This window comes from Pseudarthrobacter sp. LT1, from assembly GCF_035621795.1.
Classification (GTDB): Bacteria; Actinomycetota; Actinomycetes; order Actinomycetales; family Micrococcaceae; genus Arthrobacter.
Genome location: NZ_CP141830.1, coordinates 1,060,681 through 1,079,462, shown reverse-complemented (window position 1 = coordinate 1,079,462; position 18,782 = coordinate 1,060,681). Strand labels below are relative to the sequence as shown.

Sequence of the window (18,782 nt, the reverse complement as noted above, 5' to 3'; positions counted from 1 at the left end):
GCACCAACACCAGAAAGAGGACATGACATGACGTGGCTCGACAGCCCCGCCCACGCCCGATGGCTCGAGGCGGAAACCGACCGGCTGATCCACTTCGCCGAGGCCTCCAAGGTCCCAACGGGATTCGGCTGGCTGGACAACTACGGCAAGGTGTTCGCCGACAAGCCCACCCATCTGTGGATTACTGCACGGATGACCCACAGTTTTGCCGTTGCCGCCCTGATGGGCCGGCCGGGCGCTGCCACACTGGTGGACCACGGCATCGCAGCCCTGAACGGGGCCCTCCACGACGATGAGTTCGGCGGCTGGTACGCCGAGGTCGATGAGAATGGCCCGGTCAACGACACCAAGTCCGGCTACCAGCACTCCTTCGTGCTCCTGGCCGCTGCGAGCGCGGTCGCCGCAGGGCGCCCGGGTGCCCGTGAACTGCTCGACGAGGCACTGCGGGTAGCCGACACGAAGTTCTGGGACCACAAGGCCAACATGTGCTTCGACTCGTGGAACCGGGACTTCACCGAGACCGAGGCCTACCGCGGCGGGAATGCAAGCATGCACTCGGTGGAGGCATACCTCATCGTGGCCGATGTGACCGGCGAGAACCGCTGGCTGGAACGGGCCCTGCACATCGCCGAGGTGCTCATCCACGACTTCGCGCGCAACAACAACTACCGGGTGTTTGAGCACTTCGACCCCGAGTGGAAGCCGATGCCGGAGTACAACACGGACGACCGTGCCAGCCAGTTCCGTGCCTACGGGGGAACGCCGGGCCACTGGGTGGAGTGGGCGCGCCTGCTCCTGCACATCCGGGCCGGCCTTGAGGCCAGGGGCATGAACGTCCCGGACTGGCTCCTCGAAGACGCCCGCGGCCTGTTCGATGCAGCCATCCGCGACGCCTGGGAACCGGATGGCCATCCTGGTTTCGTGTACACCGTGGACTGGGAAGGCAAGCCGGTGGTCACCACCCGCATCCGGTGGGTACCAGCCGAGGCAATCGGAGGCGCAGCGGCCCTGTACATCGCCACCGGCGAGAAGAAGTACGCGGACTGGTACGAGCGGATCTGGGACCACGCCCGCGACTGGTTCATCGACTACGAGCATGGATCCTGGAAGCAGGAACTCGACGAGAACGGAAACGTCACCTCCACCGTGTGGTCGGGCAAGGCTGACATCTACCACCTGTGGCACTGCCTGGTGGTTCCCCGCCTTCCACTGGCACCCGGGCTGGCTCCGGCGGTTGCCGCCGGGCTGCTTGACGCGCGCATCAGCGGAACCCGGGCTTAAGAAGAGGGCAGCGTTGCCCGCCGGCAGCGGGAACCGGCGGGCAACGAAACGGGGCGGGGCAGGGCGGCCGCGCGGCGACGTGTCACAGCTATGACACGCCATTTGATCCTGTAAATTTAAGGGAGGAATTGCAGGCGAGCATAGCCGCGTTCCAACCCCACCCTTTGAATGGACGCTCCCCCATGTCTTCCGCGATTTCCGCGCCGTCCCCTGCCCGTTTTCCCTACGCCGCAATGGTGGTCCTGGCCACCATTGCGTTCACCGCCATTACCACCGAACTCCTCCCGTCCGGGCTGCTGCCGCAGATCAGCACCGGCCTTGGCGTCTCCGAGCCGGTGGCCGGTTATCTTGCCGCTGCCTACGCCGCCGTCATCGTTGTCACGGTGGTCCCGGCGGCACGGCTGCTGGGGAAGATCCCGCGGCATGCCCTGCTGGTGGGGCTGGTCCTGACCTTCGCGCTCAGCAACGCACTGGTGGGACTGGCACCGGACTTCACGTCGGCGATGATCGCCCGGCTGGTGGGCGGGCTGGCGCACGGACTGCTCTGGACCACCATGGCGCCGTTCGTTTCCCGCGTGGTTCCGGCCGACAAAGTGGGCAAGGCGCTGGCAATCGTGTTCAGCGGCAACAGCCTGGGCCTGGCCATCGGTGCACCGGTGGGCACGGCCCTGGGCGGATTCCTGGGCTGGCGTGCCGCATTCCTGGTGCTCGCCGGGTTCGGCGTGGTCCTGACGGTCCTCGCGTTTTGGCTGCTCCCCCGCGTCCAGCGCATTTCCGACGCCGCCCGCCCGTCCCTGCGGAAGGCGATCGGCCAGCCAGGCGTGAAGTCGGTGGCGGTCGCCTGGCCACTGCTGGTCCTGGCGCACTTCGCCCTGTTCACCTACATTGCACCCTTCATCCGCGAGGCGAACCTCCCGGACTACGCCACGAGCCTCTCCCTCACAGTGCTGGGCGGGTCCGGCCTGCTGGGCATTTGGATTGCGGGGCTCACCGTCGATTCGCGGCCCCGCCGTTCGCTGCTGATCACGACGGCGGCCATCGCCGCATCGATGCTCCTGCTGCCGCTCGCCGTGGGAAACCTGCCCGTGGCCCTGGTCCTGATGACCGTCTGGGGGGCGGGCCTGGGCGCCATCGGCATCTACAACCAGTCCGCGATCCTCCGGGCCGGCGGGGAGTACAGCGAGGCCGCCAACGGGCTCACGGTCCTGACCATCCAGCTGGGCATCACCATCGGCGCGCTCTACGGCTCGGCGGCCCTGGTGGTTGGGGGCCCGCTGCTGGTTCCGGCCGCGGCGGCAATCCCGGTGGTCGCCGCATTCGTGATCACGCTCGCCGGCAAGCGGTACGCCTACCCGCCGGGCCCGCGCGAACGCATCTGGCTGGAACCCCGGCCGGTCACTGACAAGGTCAAGGACCCCGCCTGATCCCTGCATCGGTTGCTCCGTAAGTGCCGTTTTGAGCCGCCAAAAGGACCGGTACGGAGCAATCGATGCGGGGGCAGGGCAGAACCTGGCGTTAATCTCCCCTCCAACTGTGTGAACCCCGGCCGCAACCTGGCTGGCCTAGCGTAGGCGGGTCACCCGGCACTGCCGAAACCCGTCACCAGGAGGAACCATTCCCATGCGCACAGTCCTGACCGCTGCGGCAACCGCCGCCCTGCTCGCCGCCGCCGTCGCCTCCCCCGGCGCCGCCTTTGCCGCCGGAACCGCTGACGCCGGCACGCCGTCGTCGAACGCTGCCGGTACCGCCACCTCAGCCATCACAACGAACGAGCGCAACGGCTCCTTCGACCTCCAGGCGCACCGCGGCGGCCGCGGCGAGTGGACCGAGGAGTCGCTGGCGGCGTTCGGCAACTCCCTGAAGCTCGGCGTCAGCACCCTGGAACTGGACACGCACCTCACGGAGGACGGGAAGATCATCGTCTGGCATGACGACACCATCCAGGCCAACAAGTGCATCGACACCGCCCCGGCCACCGCCGGTGACCCTGAGTTCCCGTACGTCGGCCGCAGGGTGGCGGAGCTGTCCCTGGCCCAGGTCAAGACCCTGAACTGCGGCTTCATGCAGCTGCCCGGCTTCCCGGAGCAGGACGTGATCGAGGGGAACCGAATCGCCGAGCTCAAGGACGTCTACCAGCTGACGGAGCAGTACAACGCCAAAAAAGTCCGCTTCAACGTGGAGACCAAGGTGGAGGACGGCAAGGCCGGCGGCGACGGCATGGTGGCGCTGACCAAGGCCGTGGTGGCAGAAGTGCAGGCGTCCGGCGCCGCGGAACGCACCACCATCCAGTCCTTCGACTGGTCCTCGCTGAACCTCACCAGGAAACTGGCGCCGGAGCTCACGCTCGTTGCGCTTTCCAGCGGGGACGCGTGGATGCAGGTGGGCAAGCCGGGTGCCGCGCCTGAGCTGGGCGGCATCGACATCGACAACTACGACGGATCCCTCGCCAAGGCTGCCGCCGCCCAGGGGTACAACGTCATCTCCCCCACGTTCAGCTCCGCCACCCCGCAGATGATCGCCGAGGCGCACCAGCTGGGCCTCGCCGTCATCCCCTGGACCGTCAACAAGCCCGCAGACATGGAACGACTGATGGACCAGGGCGTGGACGGTATCATCACCGACTACCCCACCCGCCTGCGCACCCTCATGGATGAGCGCGGCCTGAAGCTGCCCAAGGCCTACGCCCCGCAGGCATAGTTCCGCGGATCAGGGCCCTGCGCTGGCCCCTCCTGCGCTACAGCCCGACGGCGGCTGCCGGACTTCCGCTGGGGGAAGTCCGGCAGTTGCCGTCGTCCTGCCGCCCGTCGAGTGCTTCGTAGCCGGCGGTGTTCAGTCCCGGTATTTGGCCACGGTGAACAGGAACGCGGAGTCCTCCTCCGCGTGCAGGCTGTGCAGGCCGGGCGGGACGATCAGCAGATCGCCGGCTTTGCCCTGCCATGACTCGCCACCGGCCTTGAGGCTGACGCAGCCCTGGATCACGAAGACCGTGGCGTCGCCGGGGTTCTGGTGTTCACTCAACTGGGTTCCGGCCTTCATGGCCATGACGGTCTGCCGGAGGACTTTTTCGTGGCCGCCGTACACCGTGTCCGCAGCGCGGCCGTTGGTTGAGGTGACCGCCGCCTCGAGCTGCTGCCGGGCCAGCGCGTCGATCGATATCTTCTGCATGCGCCCAAGGCTACCCGGGTCCACGGCATCTGGGGGCCGGTTTTTCCAGCCGGAGCAGGCTGGAAATCCCCTTGGGAGGGGATACAGCACCAGAGAGGACGGGCCTACCCTTCGAGCATGAACACCGTGTCGCAGATCTTCGCGGTAATGGCCGCGGCCATCTATATCTTCGTCTTTCCGGTGGAGAGCTTCCTCCTCCGCCGCAACAGGTGGGCGCAGAAATTCCTGAGCACGCCCCCAGAAAACGTGCCCGCCGTGATGATGTGGGCCATCCCCACCGGGTACCGGAACCTGCTGGTGGCGCTGGGGGTGATCGCCGGCGTGGTCGCGGCCAACTCCGGCCACCTGGTGGTGGGCTACACGCTGGTGGTCTACTGCTGCGCCAACATGGTCCTCACTGCACCCACCATGCTGCTCGCAGACCTCCAGGGGCACTATCCCCGGAAGTGGGACAGCGTGCCGGGGACCCTCGCGGCGACGGTCCCTGCCCTGGTGGCCCTGCTCCTGCTGCCGTTCGGGCCGTAGCTTCTCCCGGGGCACGGTCCACAGCGGCCGCCGCAGCCTTACAACGGACACGCGCCGGGGGTACCCGATTTCGGGGCCCGGCAAAGGCTTGATAGAGGTTAAAGGATGCCAGACTTCCTGAATCCCGCCCTGCCCTTCATCGCCATGGCCCTGGCGGTGGTGGCCGGACTCACCCTGTCCTGGCTGCTCCGCAAGATCGTCCTCAAGCTCAACCGGAAGCGTCCTGAACTGCACGCCACTTCCCGGGTGGCCCGCCAGCCGTTGCGGCTTGCACTGTGCCTGGTGGGCGTCCGCGCTGCGCTGGGGCTGACGGCTGCAGGCGAAAGCTGGCACGCCGGCGTCGACCATCTCCTGCTGATCGCGATGATCGGCGCGTTCGCGTGGCTTGCCATCGCGGTCCTGCTGATTGTGGAGGCCGTGGTGTTGAACCGGCACAGCGTGGACGTGGCGGACAACCGGCGTGCCCGGCGGCTGCGCACCCAGATGATCCTGGCCCGGCGGATCGCCGTGGCGCTGGTGGTGGTGCTCGCCGTCGGCACTGCCATGCTGACGTTCCCCGCGATCCAGGCGCTGGGGGCTGGGCTGCTGGCGTCCGCGGGCGTGATCTCGATCGTGGCTGGCCTCGCCGCGCAGACGTCCCTGGTGAATGTCTTCGCCGGTATGCAGCTCGCGTTCACCGACGCCATCCGGGTGGACGATGTGGTGGTGGTCCAGAAGGAATGGGGCAGGATCGAGGAGATCACCCTCACCTACGTGGTGGTCCATCTCTGGGACGACCGCCGGCTGATCCTGCCCTCCACCTACTTCACCACCACACCGTTCGAGAACTGGACCCGCCGCCAGTCCGAGGTCATGGGCACCGTGGAGTTCGACCTCGACTGGCGCGCCCCCGTGGAGGACATGCGCACCGAACTGCGCCGGGTGCTGGCCGGCACCGAACTGTGGGATGAACGCGTGGGCGTCCTGCAGATCACCGATGCCACCGGAGGCTTTGTCCGCGTCCGCATCCTGGTCAGCGCCGCGGACAGTGCCGCGCTCTTCGACCTGCGCTGCCTGGTCCGCGAAACCACGGTCACGTTCCTCCAGCAGAACCATCCGCAGGCGCTGCCGCACCAGCGCTGGGAGCAGGCAGCGGACGACGGCGGCACGGCCACCCGGCGCAAGGCACCCCTGCGCGGGCTGGGTGCGTCGGGGGCGGGTGCTCATGCCCCGGCGGACCCGCACGAATCGCAGCTGTTCACCGGATCCATCGAGGCGGTGGAACGGTCGCGGGCCTTCACCGGTCCCGGCGACGAGGTGTTCGAGGAACGGGACCGCAACCTGGCCTCCCGGAACTGACCCCGGGCCGGAAAACCCTTGATAGGTGACCATAGGGTCACCTATCATTGAGGGCATGGACGACGTGTTCAAAGCACTCTCCGACCCCACCCGCAGGGACCTGCTCGACGAGCTGTTCCGCGAGGACGGCCAGACCCTGAGTGCGCTTGAGGCACGGTTCAGCATGAGCCGGTTCGGGATCGCCAAGCACCTCCGCATCCTGGAGGACGCAGGCCTGGTGGTGACGCGCCGTCGCGGGCGGGAAAAGCTGCACTTCCTGAACCCGGTCCCCATCCGCCTGGTCCACGACCGCTGGGTCAGCAAATACGCAGAACCATGGGCCGCTGCCCTCAGCGACCTCAAATCCAGATTGGAAAGTCCCATGGAAAAAATCTTTGAGATCTACATCAAGACCACACCGGAGAAGCTCTGGGAAGCCATCACGGACAGCGATATCCGCAGCAAGTACCAGTTCGGCAATACGCTGCAGTCCGACTGGACGCCTGGCGGCCGCTTCGAAATGGGCAACCCCAAGGCAGGCCAGATCCTGGGCGAAGGCGAAAACCTGGAAGTAGACCCGCCGCGCCGCCTGGTCCAGACCATGCGCGCCCTGTGGGGCGAGGACGTCAAGGCCGAGGGCACGTCCAAGGTCACCTGGGAGATCGAGCCCGTAGGCGATTCCTGCCACCTCACCGTCACCCACAGCGACCTGCGCGAGGGCGCCAACGAGCAGCTCTACGGCGGCTGGCCGATGATCCTCTCGGGCCTGAAGACGTGGCTGGAAACCGGCGAAAAGCTCACCACGCCGGGCTCGCTGCTATACTCGTAGCGCCCGCGCGGCAGCGCCACTGACGGAAGCTGCAGGCCGGGGCGCCATTCGGTCCCCGGCTCGGTAGTGTCATGTCATGGACAGCAGCGCCCTGGTCAATATTGGGTTGGTTCTCGGTTTCGTACTGCTGGGCGGGGTGTTCGCTGCGGCGGAGATGGCCCTGGTGTCCCTGCGCGAAAGCCAGGTGCGCGGGATCGAGAAGTCCGGTGAAACCGGCGCCCGGACCGCGGCCCTGGCACGCAATCCCAACCGGTTCCTCTCCACCGTCCAGATCGGGGTGACCCTGTCCGGGTTCTTCTCGGCGGCCTATGGCGCCTCCGCGATCGCCCCCGCCGTTGTCCCCCTCCTCGAAGCGCTGGGGCTGGGCGGGGCGGCGGGGCCGGTGTCCTTCATCGGCATGACCCTGCTGGTGGCCTACCTGTCCCTGGTCCTGGGTGAGCTTGCCCCCAAGCGGCTGGCGCTGCAACGTCCCGTCGCGTTCACTAAAGTACTCGCCCCGCCGCTGGTCGGACTCGCCCGCGTCATGCGGCCGGTCATCTGGCTCCTGTCCGTGTCCACCGATGCCGTGGTCAGGCTCCTTGGCGGCGACCCGCGGGCCAAGCGGGAGGGCATCAGTTCCGAGGAGCTCTGGGACATGGTGGCGGACAGCGAACTGCTCGAAGAGAGCAGCCGGAACATCGTCGCCGATGTGTTCGGCGCCGGGGACCGGACGCTGCAGGAGGTGATGCGCCCCCGTACGGAGGTGACCTTCATCGACGGCGCCATGAGCGTTGCCGATGCCCGCAGCATGGTCAGGGACGGCCCGTACTCGCGGTTCCCCGTGATCGGGAGGAGCCCGGACGACGTCCTGGGCTTCGTGCACATCCGGGACCTGATGCCCCGCGACGAGGTCCAGGACCAGGCGCCGGTGCGGGACCTTGCCCGGGAGATCCTTCCGCTGCCCGGGACCAACCGGGTACTGCCGTCGCTGTCCCGGATGCGCAAGACCAACCAGCACATCGCCCTGGTGGTGGACGAGTACGGCGGTACTGACGGGGTAGTGACGCTCGAAGACCTGGTGGAGGAACTGGTGGGCGAAATCTATGACGAGTACGACACCGGCGCCGAGCACGAGGACCGGATCAACGTGGCCGACGGCTTCATCGACGTGGACGGCGGCCTGATCCTGCAGGAGTTCAAGGCCGCCACGGGGATCGTCCTCCCGGAGGGCCACTACGAGACCGTCGCCGGGTTCATGATGGACCGGCTGGGCCGCCTGCCCCGCGCAGGCGACCGTGTGCAGATCCCGGGATACGTGCTGACGGTCCTGAGCATGGACAGGCTCCGGATCGCCCGCATCCGGGTCACGCCGGCGACAGGCCACGCTGACTGACCGGCCAGGGCTGGAAGGCACGACGGCGGTAGGCGCCTTCCCCGGGGACTAAAGGCCCTACGGGCAGGGCCCGGTACCGGTCACAGTTAAGGAGCGGCTGGCCTGAACGGCCAGAAGGGGCTGGAGCCCGCGTCCGCTTCCTATCCACGGGGCACATGGGCACGGTGCTCCCAAACCCCGGCAGACAGGACACACCACAATGTTCACGAAACGCACCACCCTCATTGGCGCTACCCTGGCGTTTGCTGCCGCGGCCCTCGCGGCACCAGCACAGGCCGCAAGCAGCAACGGCGCAGAGGTCACCAAGTTCAACGAATGCAAGGCCACCGGCGAGGTCCAGACCTGCCGCACGGGCATCGTGGTCAGCAACCACGTCTCAACGCCCAGCGGGATCGAGTCTTCCTCGTCCTCGAGCAACTACACGGACGCCCTGAGCTCCAATGATGGGAGCACGTCCACGACCATCAGCACCCAGACGCACTCCCATTTTCTGGTCCGCGACGGGCAGGTGTTCGAGATGGGCCAGCATTACCGCGAGCAAATCACGCTGACAGGCCCGGACGGCACCCGGCAGTGCTGGGAAAGGGAGGATTCCCACCAGGTGGGGAACTCCGTCCAGTACGACCGCGAGGCGCACTACTGCCCGTAGTCAGCGGCAGCCGGTCATGCCGGGGCACCAAGGCTCTGCTCTAAAAAGGTGAGCGTCCGCGCCCAGGCATCGGCGGCCGCCGGGGCGTTGTAGGTATACCTGTTGGTGTCGTTGAAGAACGCATGGCCGGTGCCCGGGTAGACAACGGCTTCGAAGTCCACCCCGGCGGCGCGCATGCGTGACTTCAGGCCGGGAAGCTCCTCCATGAGGGCGCCGTCCTGCTCGCCGTAAAAAGCCAGGACGGGGCAGTTGATGGCGCGCAGCTCTGCGTCCTTGAACTCGGCGTGCCCGTAGAACGGCACGGCGGCGCGCAGCCGCGGCTCGGCAACGGCGAGGGAGAAGGTGTAGGTCCCGCCCAGGCAGAAGCCCGTCGCGGCCACCCGCCCTGCCAATCCCGGCACGCCTTCCAGGTGGTCAAAGCACACGCGGAGGGCGGCGACTGCGTGTTTGGCATATTCCGGGGAGCGCATCGGCGCCATGTGCTTGCGCAACCGCGGCTGGGCGTTGCTGCGCTGTTCCGGATCGAACGCCGCCTCCTGCAGCTCCCCTGTCAGGTCGGCCGTTCCCCCGGCTCCGGACAGCAGGTCAGGGGCCACTGCGAGGTAGCCTTCCGCCGCGAAGCGGTCTGCCACATCCTTGGTATGGCCCACCAGCCCCCAGACTTCGTGGACCACCACCAGGCCGCCTTTGGGAACCCCGGCCGGTTCACTGATGTACGCCTGAACGGCGGTTTGGGCGTTGCCCAGAGTCATCATGTTTCCCATGGGGCCAGCATGGCACGCTCCCCCGGGCCCTTCCAGAGGTAGGGCTACGCCTTTTGCTGCCGCCAGAATACGGAGATCCCCAATGTCACGGCACAGAGAACCAGCATGGCCAGGACCATCCGCATCCAGCTGTCCTGGTGCACCCCGCCGGCCGCGAAAACGCCGATCATCACGGTGGCGGTGATCGCCCCGACGTAGCGGCAGGTTTGGTAGATCCCGGCAGCGACGCCCCGGTCCTGCGGCCGGGTGGACACAAACATGCCCTGGTTGGAGGCGATGCCCACGGTCCCGTACGGGATGCCCATGAGGGCAGTGAGGACCACCACGACGGGGATGGCAAGCGTGCCGGTCAGCAACCACATGAGGGCCGCCGCCACCGTCAAGAGGACGACGCCGGCAAGCAGCACCCGCCGGACCCCGAACGTTCCCATTGCAGAGACTGCCCATGGGGTGGCTACCACGGACATGCCGGCCAGCGGCAGCATCAGCAGGCCCACTACGCCGGGATCGTAGCCGCCGGCTTCCTGCAGGAGTTGTGGGAGGCCGAAGAAGGCGAAGTAGTAGACGCTGCTGAAAACGGCGAAGGCCAGGTACACCAGCATCAGCGGCCTGTTCCGGCCCAGCAGCCGCAGGTCCAGGAACGGCTTGGCGAAGCGCAGCTCGCGCCAGGCGAACAGCGCCGCGATGACGGTTCCACCTGCAAGCATCAGCCAGCGGTAGTCCGGTGCTATGTTCAGCGCGGCCATCATGACCAGCAGCAGCGCGCCGATGAATCCGGCGATGCCCGGCAGGTCCGAGTCCCGCACCAGCTCCGCCACGCTGCCGCGCTCCCGGGCCTTGTCCGGCGGGGCGGCCTTCCGCACAATCAGCAGCGCTGCCAGGGCGAGCGGGACATTGACCAGGAACAGGGACTCCCAGCCCACGAAGCCCACCAGCAGGCCACCCACCACGGGACCCACCGCGGCGGCGGACGTGTTGGCCATTTGCAGCCGGCCCAGCGGACGTGCCGTATCCACCTTCGCCTGGTGCGCGAGCACACCGACCATCACCACCGCGCTGGGATAGGCGGTGGCCGTGCCGAGGGCCATGACGGCCCGTGCGACGCAGAGCAGGGCGAAGTTGGGGGCCAGCGGAGCCAGGGCGCAGGTGATGGCCACCAGCCCCATGCCCAGCAGGAACATCCGCCGCGGGCCGAACCGGTCGGCGAGCCGGCCCATGACGGGCTGGCCGGCGGCAGAGGCCAGGTAGAAGGACGTGACCACCCAGGTGACGGCAGTGACGTCGAGCCCGAAGTCTGCGCGCAGTACCACCAGTGCCACGGCGATCATGGAGGAGTTCAGCGGGTTCAGTGCCGTGCCCAGGCTGAGGCCGGCGACGGCCAGGGCAGTCCGGGGGTTGTTGCTCACGGTAACAGTCTGGCCCAAACGTGCCGCCGGGGACGACTTGGGCGGATCCCGGCGTGGTGTGGAGTTCGCTACTTGCCCGTCAGTCCCACCGGGAACAGCGCGTCCTCGACTGCCCGGGTAAGGTCCCGGATCACCTCTGCCTGTCCGTCATCCGGCACGCCCTCCGGGTTCTCCGTATAGATCACCAGCGCGAACGTCGACCCGCGGTAGCTCAGGAGCGCAGCGTCGTGCAGTTCCCCGGACACTTCCCCGTACTTGTGGTGCACGTCCACGCCGGATCGCGACCCGGCAGGAATGAGGTCCTCGTTGTTGGTGTCCTGCATGTAGCTCAGCAGCTGCTCCGTGTTGTCCTTGTCCAGGAGCTCCCCCGCGTACAGCTTCTTCAGGATCAGGGCCATGTCCGCGGCGGTCAGCAGGTTCTGATCGGGGTCGTACGCGACGCCGATGGAGGCCGCGTAGGCGGTCAGCTGCGGGTGGCCTACCGCGTCCATGAGCAACAGCCAGGAATCGTTGTTGCTGTTGTTGACCATGGCTTTGAGCTGGAACGCTGCGTCGTAGTCGCCCATGGGTTCGTCAAGGCTTGCCTGCCCGTTCTCCACGAGGTGGTAGTAGGCGGCGGCGGTCAGGATCTTCGCCGTGCTGGCCGCGGTAAAGGTGCTTTCATCGCCGAACGTCCGCTCGGCGCCCCCGGACACGTCGGCGAGCGCCAGCCCGATCCGGTATTCGTCGGCTTCGCTGAGGATGCTGTCCACGCTGTCCTGCAACGACGGCGGGGCTGCCGCCACCGGTGCCGCCGGCACCGCGGGCTCGGTGGGAACCGCTGCCCCCGTCGGCGGCTCGGACCGGACCACGGCCAGGGTGATGGTGCCGACGATGACCAGCACCACGGCAAGGGCCAGGATCACCAGCCTTCTGTTGCCCCGTGCCTTGCCTGAAGACGGCTTGCCCGGTGCCGGCGGCGGAGCGTCGCGGCCTGGTTTGGGCACCACGGGGTGCATGGGCATACAAGGGCTCCTGTCCCGCCTCGGCAATCACAAAACAACGTCAGCGCGGCGTTGAGCCGCGCTGACAAGTGCTGATTAAATCACCGGAGGTTGGGAGCTTCCTGAAGGCTTGCCGGGTGTTCCGCCGGGCCGTCCCGCCGACGCGCAAAACTGCTGCCGGCGCGCGAATTACCCCGCGCGGCCCGAATACCGGCCACGCCAGTGAATATTCGGTTCGAAGACGGTTTTGCGCGTCGAAACCGAGGTTCGAACGGGAAATCAGATCGCGCGTTGGGGAATCAGTTTGTCTGTCGAAAAGTCAGCCGCGGGTGCGGGCCGCGATCGCGGTCTCCAGGAATTCCAGGTGCGCCAAGGCAACGGCCACCACGCTGCCCAGGTATTCGGGGTGCTTGGCAAGGAACTTCTTGATGAACGGGCACACCGGGACGATGCCGATGCCGTCCTCCACCGTGCTGTCCAAGGCGGCCGTGGCCAGGCGGCCGGCCAGGCCCTGCCCGCCGTATTCCTCGTTGATGACCGTGTGGTAGAAGATCCGCTGCGGCGACTCCCCGCCGTCGTACTCCTTGTACGCCGCCTTGCCGATGACATTGCCGGCGTCAAGAATCTCGAAGCGTTCGCGCCCAGGGGTGTGGCGGACGGTGATGTCGCTCAAAGGAACTCCTTCAGTTGCGGGTGTGTGCTGACCGTGCAAAGCCTAACCCGGCCCGGTCCGCTCTTATTTCCGCAAGTGAGGGTTCCTTGGCAACATCCCCGCCCGCCGCCGTGTCAGCTCAGGTAGCCGTTCGGGTTCAGGACGTACTTGGTGGCTGCGCCGGCGTCGAACTCCGCGTAGCCCTTCGGTGCCTCCTCCAACGGGATTGCCTTGGCGTTGACGTTCTTGGCGATGTTGACCTTGTCATTCAGGATGGCCATCATCAGCTGACGGTTGTACTTCATCACGGGGCACTGGCCGGTGGTGAAGCTCAACGACTTTGCCCAGCCGGTGCCAAGGCTAAGGCTCAGGGACCCCTTCTTGGCTGCCTCGTCAATGCCGCCCGGATCGCCCGTCACGTACAGGCCGGGGATACCCAAGGCACCGCCCGCGGCGGTGATGTCCATCAAGGTGTTCAGCACGGTTGCGGGCGCTTCCTGTGCTCCCTTGCCGTGGCCACGGGCTTCGAAGCCGACCGCGTCAACGGCGCAGTCAACCTCCGGAACGCCCAGGATCTGCTCGATCTGGTCCTTCGGCTCACCCTGGGTCAGGTTCACGGTTTCACAGCCGAAGCTGCGCGCCCGCTCCAGCCGGTCTTCGTTCATGTCGCCAACAATGACGACGGCGGCACCCAGCAGATGTGCGCTGGTGGCCGCTGCGAGGCCCACCGGACCGGCCCCTGCAATGTACACGGTCGAGCCGACGCCGACGCCGGCTGTGGTGGCGCCATGAAACCCGGTGGGGAAGATGTCCGAGAGCATGGCCAGGTCCATAATCTTCTCCATGGCCCGGTCCTTGTCCGGGAACTTCAGCAGGTTCCAGTCGGCGTAGGGCACCAGGACATAGTTGGCCTGGCCGCCCACCCAGCCGCCCATATCCACGTATCCGTAGGCAGCGCCTGGCCGGGCGGGATTGACGTTGAGGCAGATACCGGTCTTGCGCTCCTTGCAGTTCCGGCAGCGGCCGCAGGCAATGTTGAACGGCACCGAACAGAGGTCGCCCACCTTGATGAACTCCACGTCCCGGCCCACTTCCACCACTTCGCCGGTGATCTCGTGGCCCAGCACCAGGTTGGGCGGAGCTGTGGTGCGGCCGCGGACCATGTGCTGATCGGATCCGCAAATGTTGGTGGCCACCGTCTTCAGAATGACCCCGTGGTTGACCGGCCGCCCGACGTTCGCGGGGTTGACCCCTGGCCCGTCCTTGAGCTCAAACGTTGGGTAATCAATGTCAATTACTTCGACCTTGCCCGCTTCTTTGTAGGCAACGGCTTTGTTCCCTGTCATCTAGCGCTCCTATAGTCAGGCGTCCGGTGGGACGGCCATGATCTGGTTAGGTGGGACATCCCGTGCGGGTAACAGCCCTGGCCGGTTTGTGCATCCTGATGTTTGGCATGGTCAGGTACCGGTTCCCGGGTGGGGATTCGATCAGTCTAGGCACGGCCATGAGAAGGGTCTAGGGGTGGAAGCCCCTTGTTTACCGGAGGCTTCCCGTGGGGAAGTGCCAACCACGGCGTACGCTGTACCGACCGGCCCCGCAGTCCGGACACGGACGCAGGATGGCCGGTTCCCAGGCAAGTTCTACCGTTGAGGAGAACGGCATGAAAACCCGCACCATTGGACAACTGACAGTTTCCGCCCTTGGCCTTGGCTGCATGGGCATGAGCGAGTTCTACGGCGGCGGCGACGAGCAGGAGTCGGTTGCCACCATCCACGAATTCCTGGACTCCGGCGGATCGCTGCTGGACACGGCAGACATGTACGGGCCCTTTACGAACGAAAAACTCGTGGGACGGGCCATCTCCGGCCACCGCGGGGACGTTGTGCTCGCCACCAAGTTCGGCAACGAACGCCGCGAGGACGGTTCCTGGGTGGGCATCAACGGCCGGCCCGAATACGTGCGGGCCGCATGCGACGCCAGCCTCCAGCGGCTGGGAGTGGACCACATCGACCTCTACTACCAGCACCGGGTGGATAAGACTGTGCCCATCGAGGACACCGTGGGGGCCATGGCGGAACTGGTCCAGGCCGGGAAGGTCCGGCACCTAGGCCTGTCCGAAGCATCCGCGGAGACCATCCGGCGGGCCCACGCCGTCCATCCCATCACTGCGCTGCAGACGGAGTACTCGCTGTGGGAGCGGGAGCCCGAGACCAAGGTGTTTCCCGTGCTCGCTGAGCTGGGCATCGGTTTTGTGCCGTACAGCCCCCTGGGCCGCGGCTTCCTCACCGGGCAGATCCGCAGCGCGGATGACTTCGCGGAGGACGACTTCCGCAAGCACTCCCCCCGCTTCCAGGGGGAGAACTTCGCGCGGAACCTTGAACTCGTAGACCGGGTCAAGGAGTTGGCGGACCGGAAACAATGCACTCCCGGCCAGTTGGCCCTGGCCTGGCTGCTGGCGCAGGGTGAGCATATTGTCCCGATTCCGGGGACCAAGAAGCGGCAACGGCTGCGGGAGAACCTGGGCGCCGTGGACGTGGAGCTGTCCCGGGACGAGCTTCAGCTGCTGGACCAGCTGGCACCGGCGGGGTCCACTGCCGGCGCCCGGTACCCCAACATGTCCACCATCGACACGTAACGCGGCACCCGTACGGGCTGGAGCACCGGCGTCTGGCACGCGGCGCTCCAGCCCGGCGCTTTTCCACATGGGCCCCGGAGTTTACGACGACGGGGCGGGGCTGGCGTAGGGTGGTTTTCACGGCTGAAGCAAGCGGCCGCAGGTTTCTTCTGTGCGGAGCCCCTTTTCATGTCCGACGAATCTGCCCTTCGGGCGCTTGCTGCATCACCCTTCAACCTTCCGGACCTGCGGGACGGCCAACTGGCCGGCATGGCCGCCCTTGCCGGGGGCCGCGACGTCCTGGCCGTCATGCCCACTGGCTACGGCAAATCCGCCATCTACCAGGTGGCAGCCCTGCACCTGCACAAGGCAACGGGACGTCCCGCCGTCGTAGTTTCTCCGCTGATTGCCCTGCAGGAGGACCAGCTGGACGGCCTGTCCCAGGTCCTCGGACCGGGCGCCGCGGTGGCCATCAACTCCTCGCACAGCGACGCCGACGTGGAGGCCTCCTGGCAGGCCGCCGAGGAGGGCACGGCAGTGTTCCTGTTCCTCGCCCCGGAACAGCTGGCCAAGCAGTCAACCGTGGACCGGATCAAAGCCCTAAACATCACGCTGTTCGTGGTGGACGAGGCACACTGCGTCTCCTCGTGGGGGCACGACTTCCGACCGGACTACCTCGCGCTGGGAAATGTCCGCGCTCAATTGGGCAACCCACCCGTGGCTGCCCTGACGGCCACGGCCTCCCCGCCGGTCCGGGACGAAATCGTGGAGCGGCTCGGCATGGAGAAGCCCCTGGTGCTGGTGCATGGTTTCGACCGGCCCAACATCACCCTTGACGTGGTCCGGCACCACGAAGATACGGGCAAGCGCAAGACCGTGCTTGAGCAGGTAGCGGACCTGGCACGAAGCGGGCAGGGACTCCTTTACGCTGCCACCCGCAAGGACACGGAAAAATACGCGGCCAAGCTGGCCAAGGAGGGGCTGCGAGCGGAGGCATACCACGCAGGCCGTTCCGCCAGGGACAGGGAACACATCCACGAGATGTTCATGGACGACAAACTGGACGTGGTGGTGGCCACCACCGCGTTCGGCATGGGCATCGACAAGCCCAACGTCCGTTTCGTGGTCCACGCCGACATCCCCGAATCGCTGGACTCCTACTACCAGGAAATCGGACGGGCAGGCAGGGACGGCGAACCGGCATCCGCCATCCTGCACTACCGCTCGGAGGACCTGGGCCTGCGGAAATTCTTCGGCACCCACTCCCCTGATCCCGATTCGCTCCTTGAGGTACTAAAGGTCCTCAAGGCGGCCCATGCCCCCACCCCAAGGTCCTCCCTTGCTGAGTTGACGGGTTTCAAGGCCCGGCGCATTACGGGGCTTCTGAACCAGCTGGAGGAGACCGGTGCGGTGGCAGTTGCCAAGCGCGGCGTCCGGCTGACATCCAAGGCAAAGCTGCCCGCGCTGGTGGCCGACGCCGTCGAACTGGCCGGGGCCCGCCAGCGCGTGGACCAATCCCGGCTCACCATGATGCGCGCCTACGCGGAAACTGACGGCTGCCGCCGGCAATTCCTGCTGGGCTACTTTGGCGAGGACCTTCCGGAGCCCTGCGGAAACTGCGACGGGTGCGCGGCCGCTCCGGGAGCGCAGGAAGACGGGGCGCGGCAGGACGGCGCGCGGGAGGGCCGGAAGCAGTCGGGGAAGAAGGACCACGGCAAGAAGGCGTCCGACGGCGGGGTCCCGGCTCCCGCGGCCGACGAGCCATTCCCGCTGCAGTCCACGGTGGTGCACAAGGAATGGGGCCCCGGCCTGGTGATGCGGCACGAGGACGATGTCATCACGGTGCTTTTTGAGCAGGAGGGGTACAAGACGCTGTCGCGGGCGGCCGTGGTGGAGCATCAACTCCTGAAGCCCGCTTAGGTAGGCTGGGAGGACCCTCCGACGAAAGGCCCCGCGCGTGGAAGTACCTGCGTATGTCTGGACCCTGACCATTGCGGGAATCATCGGGCTGCTGGCCTTCGATTTCTTCTTCCACGTCCGCAAGGCCCACACCCCCTCCCTCAAGGAATCGGCCACGTGGTCCGCCATCTATGTGACCATCGCGGTGGTGTTCGGCCTGGTTGTGCTGCTGTTCGGGGGCGCCGACATGGGCACCGAATACTTTGCCGGCTACGTCACGGAAAAGGCGTTGTCGGTGGACAACCTCTTCGTCTTCCTGATCATCATGGCCAGCTTCAAGGTGCCCCGAGCGGACCAGCAGAAGGTGCTGTTGTTCGGCATCGTGTTCTCCCTGATCGCGCGTACCGCGTTCATCTTCCTGGGCGCGGCACTGATCAACAGCTTTGCCTGGGTGTTCTACATCTTCGGGCTCATCCTGCTGGTCACGGCCGGAAACCTGCTCAAGCCGGACGACCACGATGACGACTCCGACGGCCTGGTGGTCCGGCTTGCCAAGAAACTGCTGCCTGCCTCCGAACATTACGACGGCGACAAACTCTTCACAGTGGAGAACGGCAAGCGGGTCCTGACCCCGATGCTGCTGGTCATGGTGGCCATTGGCGGCACGGACATCCTGTTCGCCCTGGACTCGATCCCGGCCATCTTCGGCCTGACCCAGAACGTCTTCGTCGTTTTCACAGCCACCGCGTTCTCGCTGATGGGCCTGCGGCAGCTGTTCTTCCTGATCGACGGCCTCCTGGACCGGCTGATCTTCCTCTCCTACGGCCTGGCGGTCATCCTTGGCTTCATCGGCGTGAAGCTCATCCTGCATGCCCTGCACGAGAACACCCTGCCGTTCATCAACGACGGCGAGCACGTCAACGTGGTGGAGGTCAGCACCGGCCTGTCACTCAGCGTGATCCTCGGGGTGCTCGTGGTGACCATCCTGGCGTCTGTCTTCAGCCCCAAGGGCAAGGCCAAGAACGCGGTCTCGGGGGCAAGGCGGCATGCCACCGAGTACGTGGACCTCAACTACGAGACGGACATGGCGGAGCGGGACAAGATCTTTGCCAGGATGGTCCGTGAGGAGGACCAGATCCGCAAGCTCCCCGAGAAGTACAAGCGGCTGATCCGCAATGAGACCGAGTTCCTGGACCTGATCCGGACCGCCCATGACCAGCACGACAAAGCCCAGGTGCGGGCTGCCGCCAACGAGGGCTGACGCCGGCAGCTGGGTACGGGGCCTGAAAAAAGTCCTGCCCGGGGCCATTATGAGGGCCTGCCGGA

The 18,782-nt window shown here is 66.5% G+C and carries 17 protein-coding genes; 11 read left to right on the top strand and 6 right to left on the bottom strand.

The genetic code is table 11. From position 1 onward, the window contains the following. The first annotated feature begins 27 nt into the window (after nt 1–27). The 3 genes from VIK36_RS05185 (at nt 28) to VIK36_RS05175 (ending at nt 3,978) form a co-directional block, all read left to right on the top strand. Nucleotides 28–1,281 (top strand): AGE family epimerase/isomerase, encoded by a 1,254-nt coding sequence (locus VIK36_RS05185; RefSeq protein WP_324644329.1) that lies wholly within the window; start codon nt 28–30, stop codon nt 1,279–1,281. A 182-nt stretch (nt 1,282–1,463) separates the two neighbouring features. Further along, nucleotides 1,464–2,705, top strand: a complete 1,242-nt coding sequence (locus VIK36_RS05180) for an MFS transporter (protein WP_324644328.1) — start codon at nt 1,464–1,466, stop codon at nt 2,703–2,705. A gap of 196 nt (nt 2,706–2,901) precedes the next feature. Next, a complete protein-coding gene (locus tag VIK36_RS05175) occupies nt 2,902–3,978 on the top strand; it encodes a glycerophosphodiester phosphodiesterase family protein (protein ID WP_324644327.1) in 1,077 nt (358 codons plus the stop codon). 132 nt (nt 3,979–4,110) lie between these two features. Here VIK36_RS05175 and VIK36_RS05170 read toward each other — a convergent pair whose 3' ends face one another. After that, nucleotides 4,111–4,446: a cupin domain-containing protein gene (locus tag VIK36_RS05170; protein ID WP_255174609.1), complete on the bottom strand. Its 336-nt coding sequence runs from the start codon at nt 4,444–4,446 to the stop codon at nt 4,111–4,113. Between the two features lie 117 nt (nt 4,447–4,563). Here VIK36_RS05170 and VIK36_RS05165 point away from each other — a divergent pair, with 117 nt between their 5' ends. The 5 genes from VIK36_RS05165 (at nt 4,564) to VIK36_RS05145 (ending at nt 9,138) form a co-directional block, all read left to right on the top strand. Beyond that, complete coding sequence (locus VIK36_RS05165) at nt 4,564–4,971, top strand: DUF1304 family protein (protein ID WP_255174608.1); 408 nt, start codon at nt 4,564–4,566, stop codon at nt 4,969–4,971. A gap of 105 nt (nt 4,972–5,076) precedes the next feature. Continuing rightward, a complete protein-coding gene (locus VIK36_RS05160; RefSeq protein ID WP_324644326.1) occupies nt 5,077–6,309 on the top strand; it encodes a mechanosensitive ion channel family protein in 1,233 nt (410 codons plus the stop codon). Nucleotides 6,310–6,364: 55 nt separating this feature from the next. Further along, nucleotides 6,365–7,117, top strand: coding sequence for a metalloregulator ArsR/SmtB family transcription factor (locus VIK36_RS05155; protein WP_324644325.1), 753 nt, complete (start codon nt 6,365–6,367; stop codon nt 7,115–7,117). Nucleotides 7,118–7,193: 76 nt separating this feature from the next. After that, nucleotides 7,194–8,489 (top strand): hemolysin family protein, encoded by a 1,296-nt coding sequence (locus VIK36_RS05150; protein ID WP_324644324.1) that lies wholly within the window; start codon nt 7,194–7,196, stop codon nt 8,487–8,489. A 199-nt stretch (nt 8,490–8,688) separates the two neighbouring features. After that, nucleotides 8,689–9,138 (top strand): hypothetical protein, encoded by a 450-nt coding sequence (locus VIK36_RS05145; protein ID WP_324644323.1) that lies wholly within the window; start codon nt 8,689–8,691, stop codon nt 9,136–9,138. 14 nt (nt 9,139–9,152) lie between these two features. On the opposite strand, the gene VIK36_RS05140 is transcribed toward VIK36_RS05145, so the two are convergent. From VIK36_RS05140 to fdhA, 5 genes are all read right to left on the bottom strand, one after another. Continuing rightward, the gene (locus VIK36_RS05140; RefSeq protein WP_324644322.1) at nt 9,153–9,902 is read right to left on the bottom strand and encodes a dienelactone hydrolase family protein; all 750 of its coding nucleotides are present in this window, start codon (nt 9,900–9,902) and stop codon (nt 9,153–9,155) included. Nucleotides 9,903–9,946: 44 nt separating this feature from the next. Continuing rightward, on the bottom strand, nt 9,947–11,308 hold the full coding sequence (locus VIK36_RS05135; protein WP_324644321.1) for an MFS transporter: 1,362 nt from the start codon (nt 11,306–11,308) through the stop codon (nt 9,947–9,949). A 68-nt stretch (nt 11,309–11,376) separates the two neighbouring features. After that, complete coding sequence (locus VIK36_RS05130; RefSeq protein ID WP_324644320.1) at nt 11,377–12,312, bottom strand: serine hydrolase; 936 nt, start codon at nt 12,310–12,312, stop codon at nt 11,377–11,379. A 298-nt stretch (nt 12,313–12,610) separates the two neighbouring features. Next, entirely contained in the window at nt 12,611–12,964 is a 354-nt protein-coding gene (locus tag VIK36_RS05125) for a GNAT family N-acetyltransferase (protein ID WP_324644319.1), read from the bottom strand. A 113-nt stretch (nt 12,965–13,077) separates the two neighbouring features. Beyond that, entirely contained in the window at nt 13,078–14,289 is a 1,212-nt protein-coding gene (gene fdhA / locus VIK36_RS05120) for a formaldehyde dehydrogenase, glutathione-independent (protein WP_324644318.1), read from the bottom strand. 314 nt (nt 14,290–14,603) lie between these two features. Here fdhA and VIK36_RS05115 point away from each other — a divergent pair, with 314 nt between their 5' ends. From VIK36_RS05115 to VIK36_RS05105, 3 genes are all read left to right on the top strand, one after another. Next, nucleotides 14,604–15,578: an aldo/keto reductase gene (locus VIK36_RS05115; protein WP_324644317.1), complete on the top strand. Its 975-nt coding sequence runs from the start codon at nt 14,604–14,606 to the stop codon at nt 15,576–15,578. Between the two features lie 168 nt (nt 15,579–15,746). Then, complete coding sequence (locus VIK36_RS05110) at nt 15,747–17,477, top strand: RecQ family ATP-dependent DNA helicase (protein WP_324644315.1); 1,731 nt, start codon at nt 15,747–15,749, stop codon at nt 17,475–17,477. Between the two features lie 37 nt (nt 17,478–17,514). Next, nucleotides 17,515–18,717, top strand: coding sequence for a TerC family protein (locus VIK36_RS05105; protein WP_324644314.1), 1,203 nt, complete (start codon nt 17,515–17,517; stop codon nt 18,715–18,717). Nucleotides 18,718–18,782 lie beyond the last annotated feature (65 nt).

Bases quoted from the DNA above. Each gene is read 5' to 3' on its own strand.
- VIK36_RS05140 (WP_324644322.1), bottom strand. From the start codon at position 9,902: ATGGGAAACATGATGACTCTGGGCAACGCCCAAACCGCCGTTCAGGCG.
- VIK36_RS05165 (WP_255174608.1), top strand. From the start codon at position 4,564: ATGAACACCGTGTCGCAGATCTTCGCGGTAATGGCCGCGGCCATCTAT.
- VIK36_RS05155 (WP_324644325.1), top strand. From the start codon at position 6,365: ATGGACGACGTGTTCAAAGCACTCTCCGACCCCACCCGCAGGGACCTG.
- VIK36_RS05115 (WP_324644317.1), top strand. From the start codon at position 14,604: ATGAAAACCCGCACCATTGGACAACTGACAGTTTCCGCCCTTGGCCTT.
- fdhA (WP_324644318.1), bottom strand. From the start codon at position 14,289: ATGACAGGGAACAAAGCCGTTGCCTACAAAGAAGCGGGCAAGGTCGAA.
- VIK36_RS05110 (WP_324644315.1), top strand. From the start codon at position 15,747: ATGTCCGACGAATCTGCCCTTCGGGCGCTTGCTGCATCACCCTTCAAC.
- VIK36_RS05185 (WP_324644329.1), top strand. From the start codon at position 28: ATGACGTGGCTCGACAGCCCCGCCCACGCCCGATGGCTCGAGGCGGAA.
- VIK36_RS05145 (WP_324644323.1), top strand. From the start codon at position 8,689: ATGTTCACGAAACGCACCACCCTCATTGGCGCTACCCTGGCGTTTGCT.
- VIK36_RS05175 (WP_324644327.1), top strand. From the start codon at position 2,902: ATGCGCACAGTCCTGACCGCTGCGGCAACCGCCGCCCTGCTCGCCGCC.
- VIK36_RS05150 (WP_324644324.1), top strand. From the start codon at position 7,194: ATGGACAGCAGCGCCCTGGTCAATATTGGGTTGGTTCTCGGTTTCGTA.
- VIK36_RS05170 (WP_255174609.1), bottom strand. From the start codon at position 4,446: ATGCAGAAGATATCGATCGACGCGCTGGCCCGGCAGCAGCTCGAGGCG.
- VIK36_RS05180 (WP_324644328.1), top strand. From the start codon at position 1,464: ATGTCTTCCGCGATTTCCGCGCCGTCCCCTGCCCGTTTTCCCTACGCC.
- VIK36_RS05130 (WP_324644320.1), bottom strand. From the start codon at position 12,312: ATGCCCATGCACCCCGTGGTGCCCAAACCAGGCCGCGACGCTCCGCCG.
- VIK36_RS05160 (WP_324644326.1), top strand. From the start codon at position 5,077: ATGCCAGACTTCCTGAATCCCGCCCTGCCCTTCATCGCCATGGCCCTG.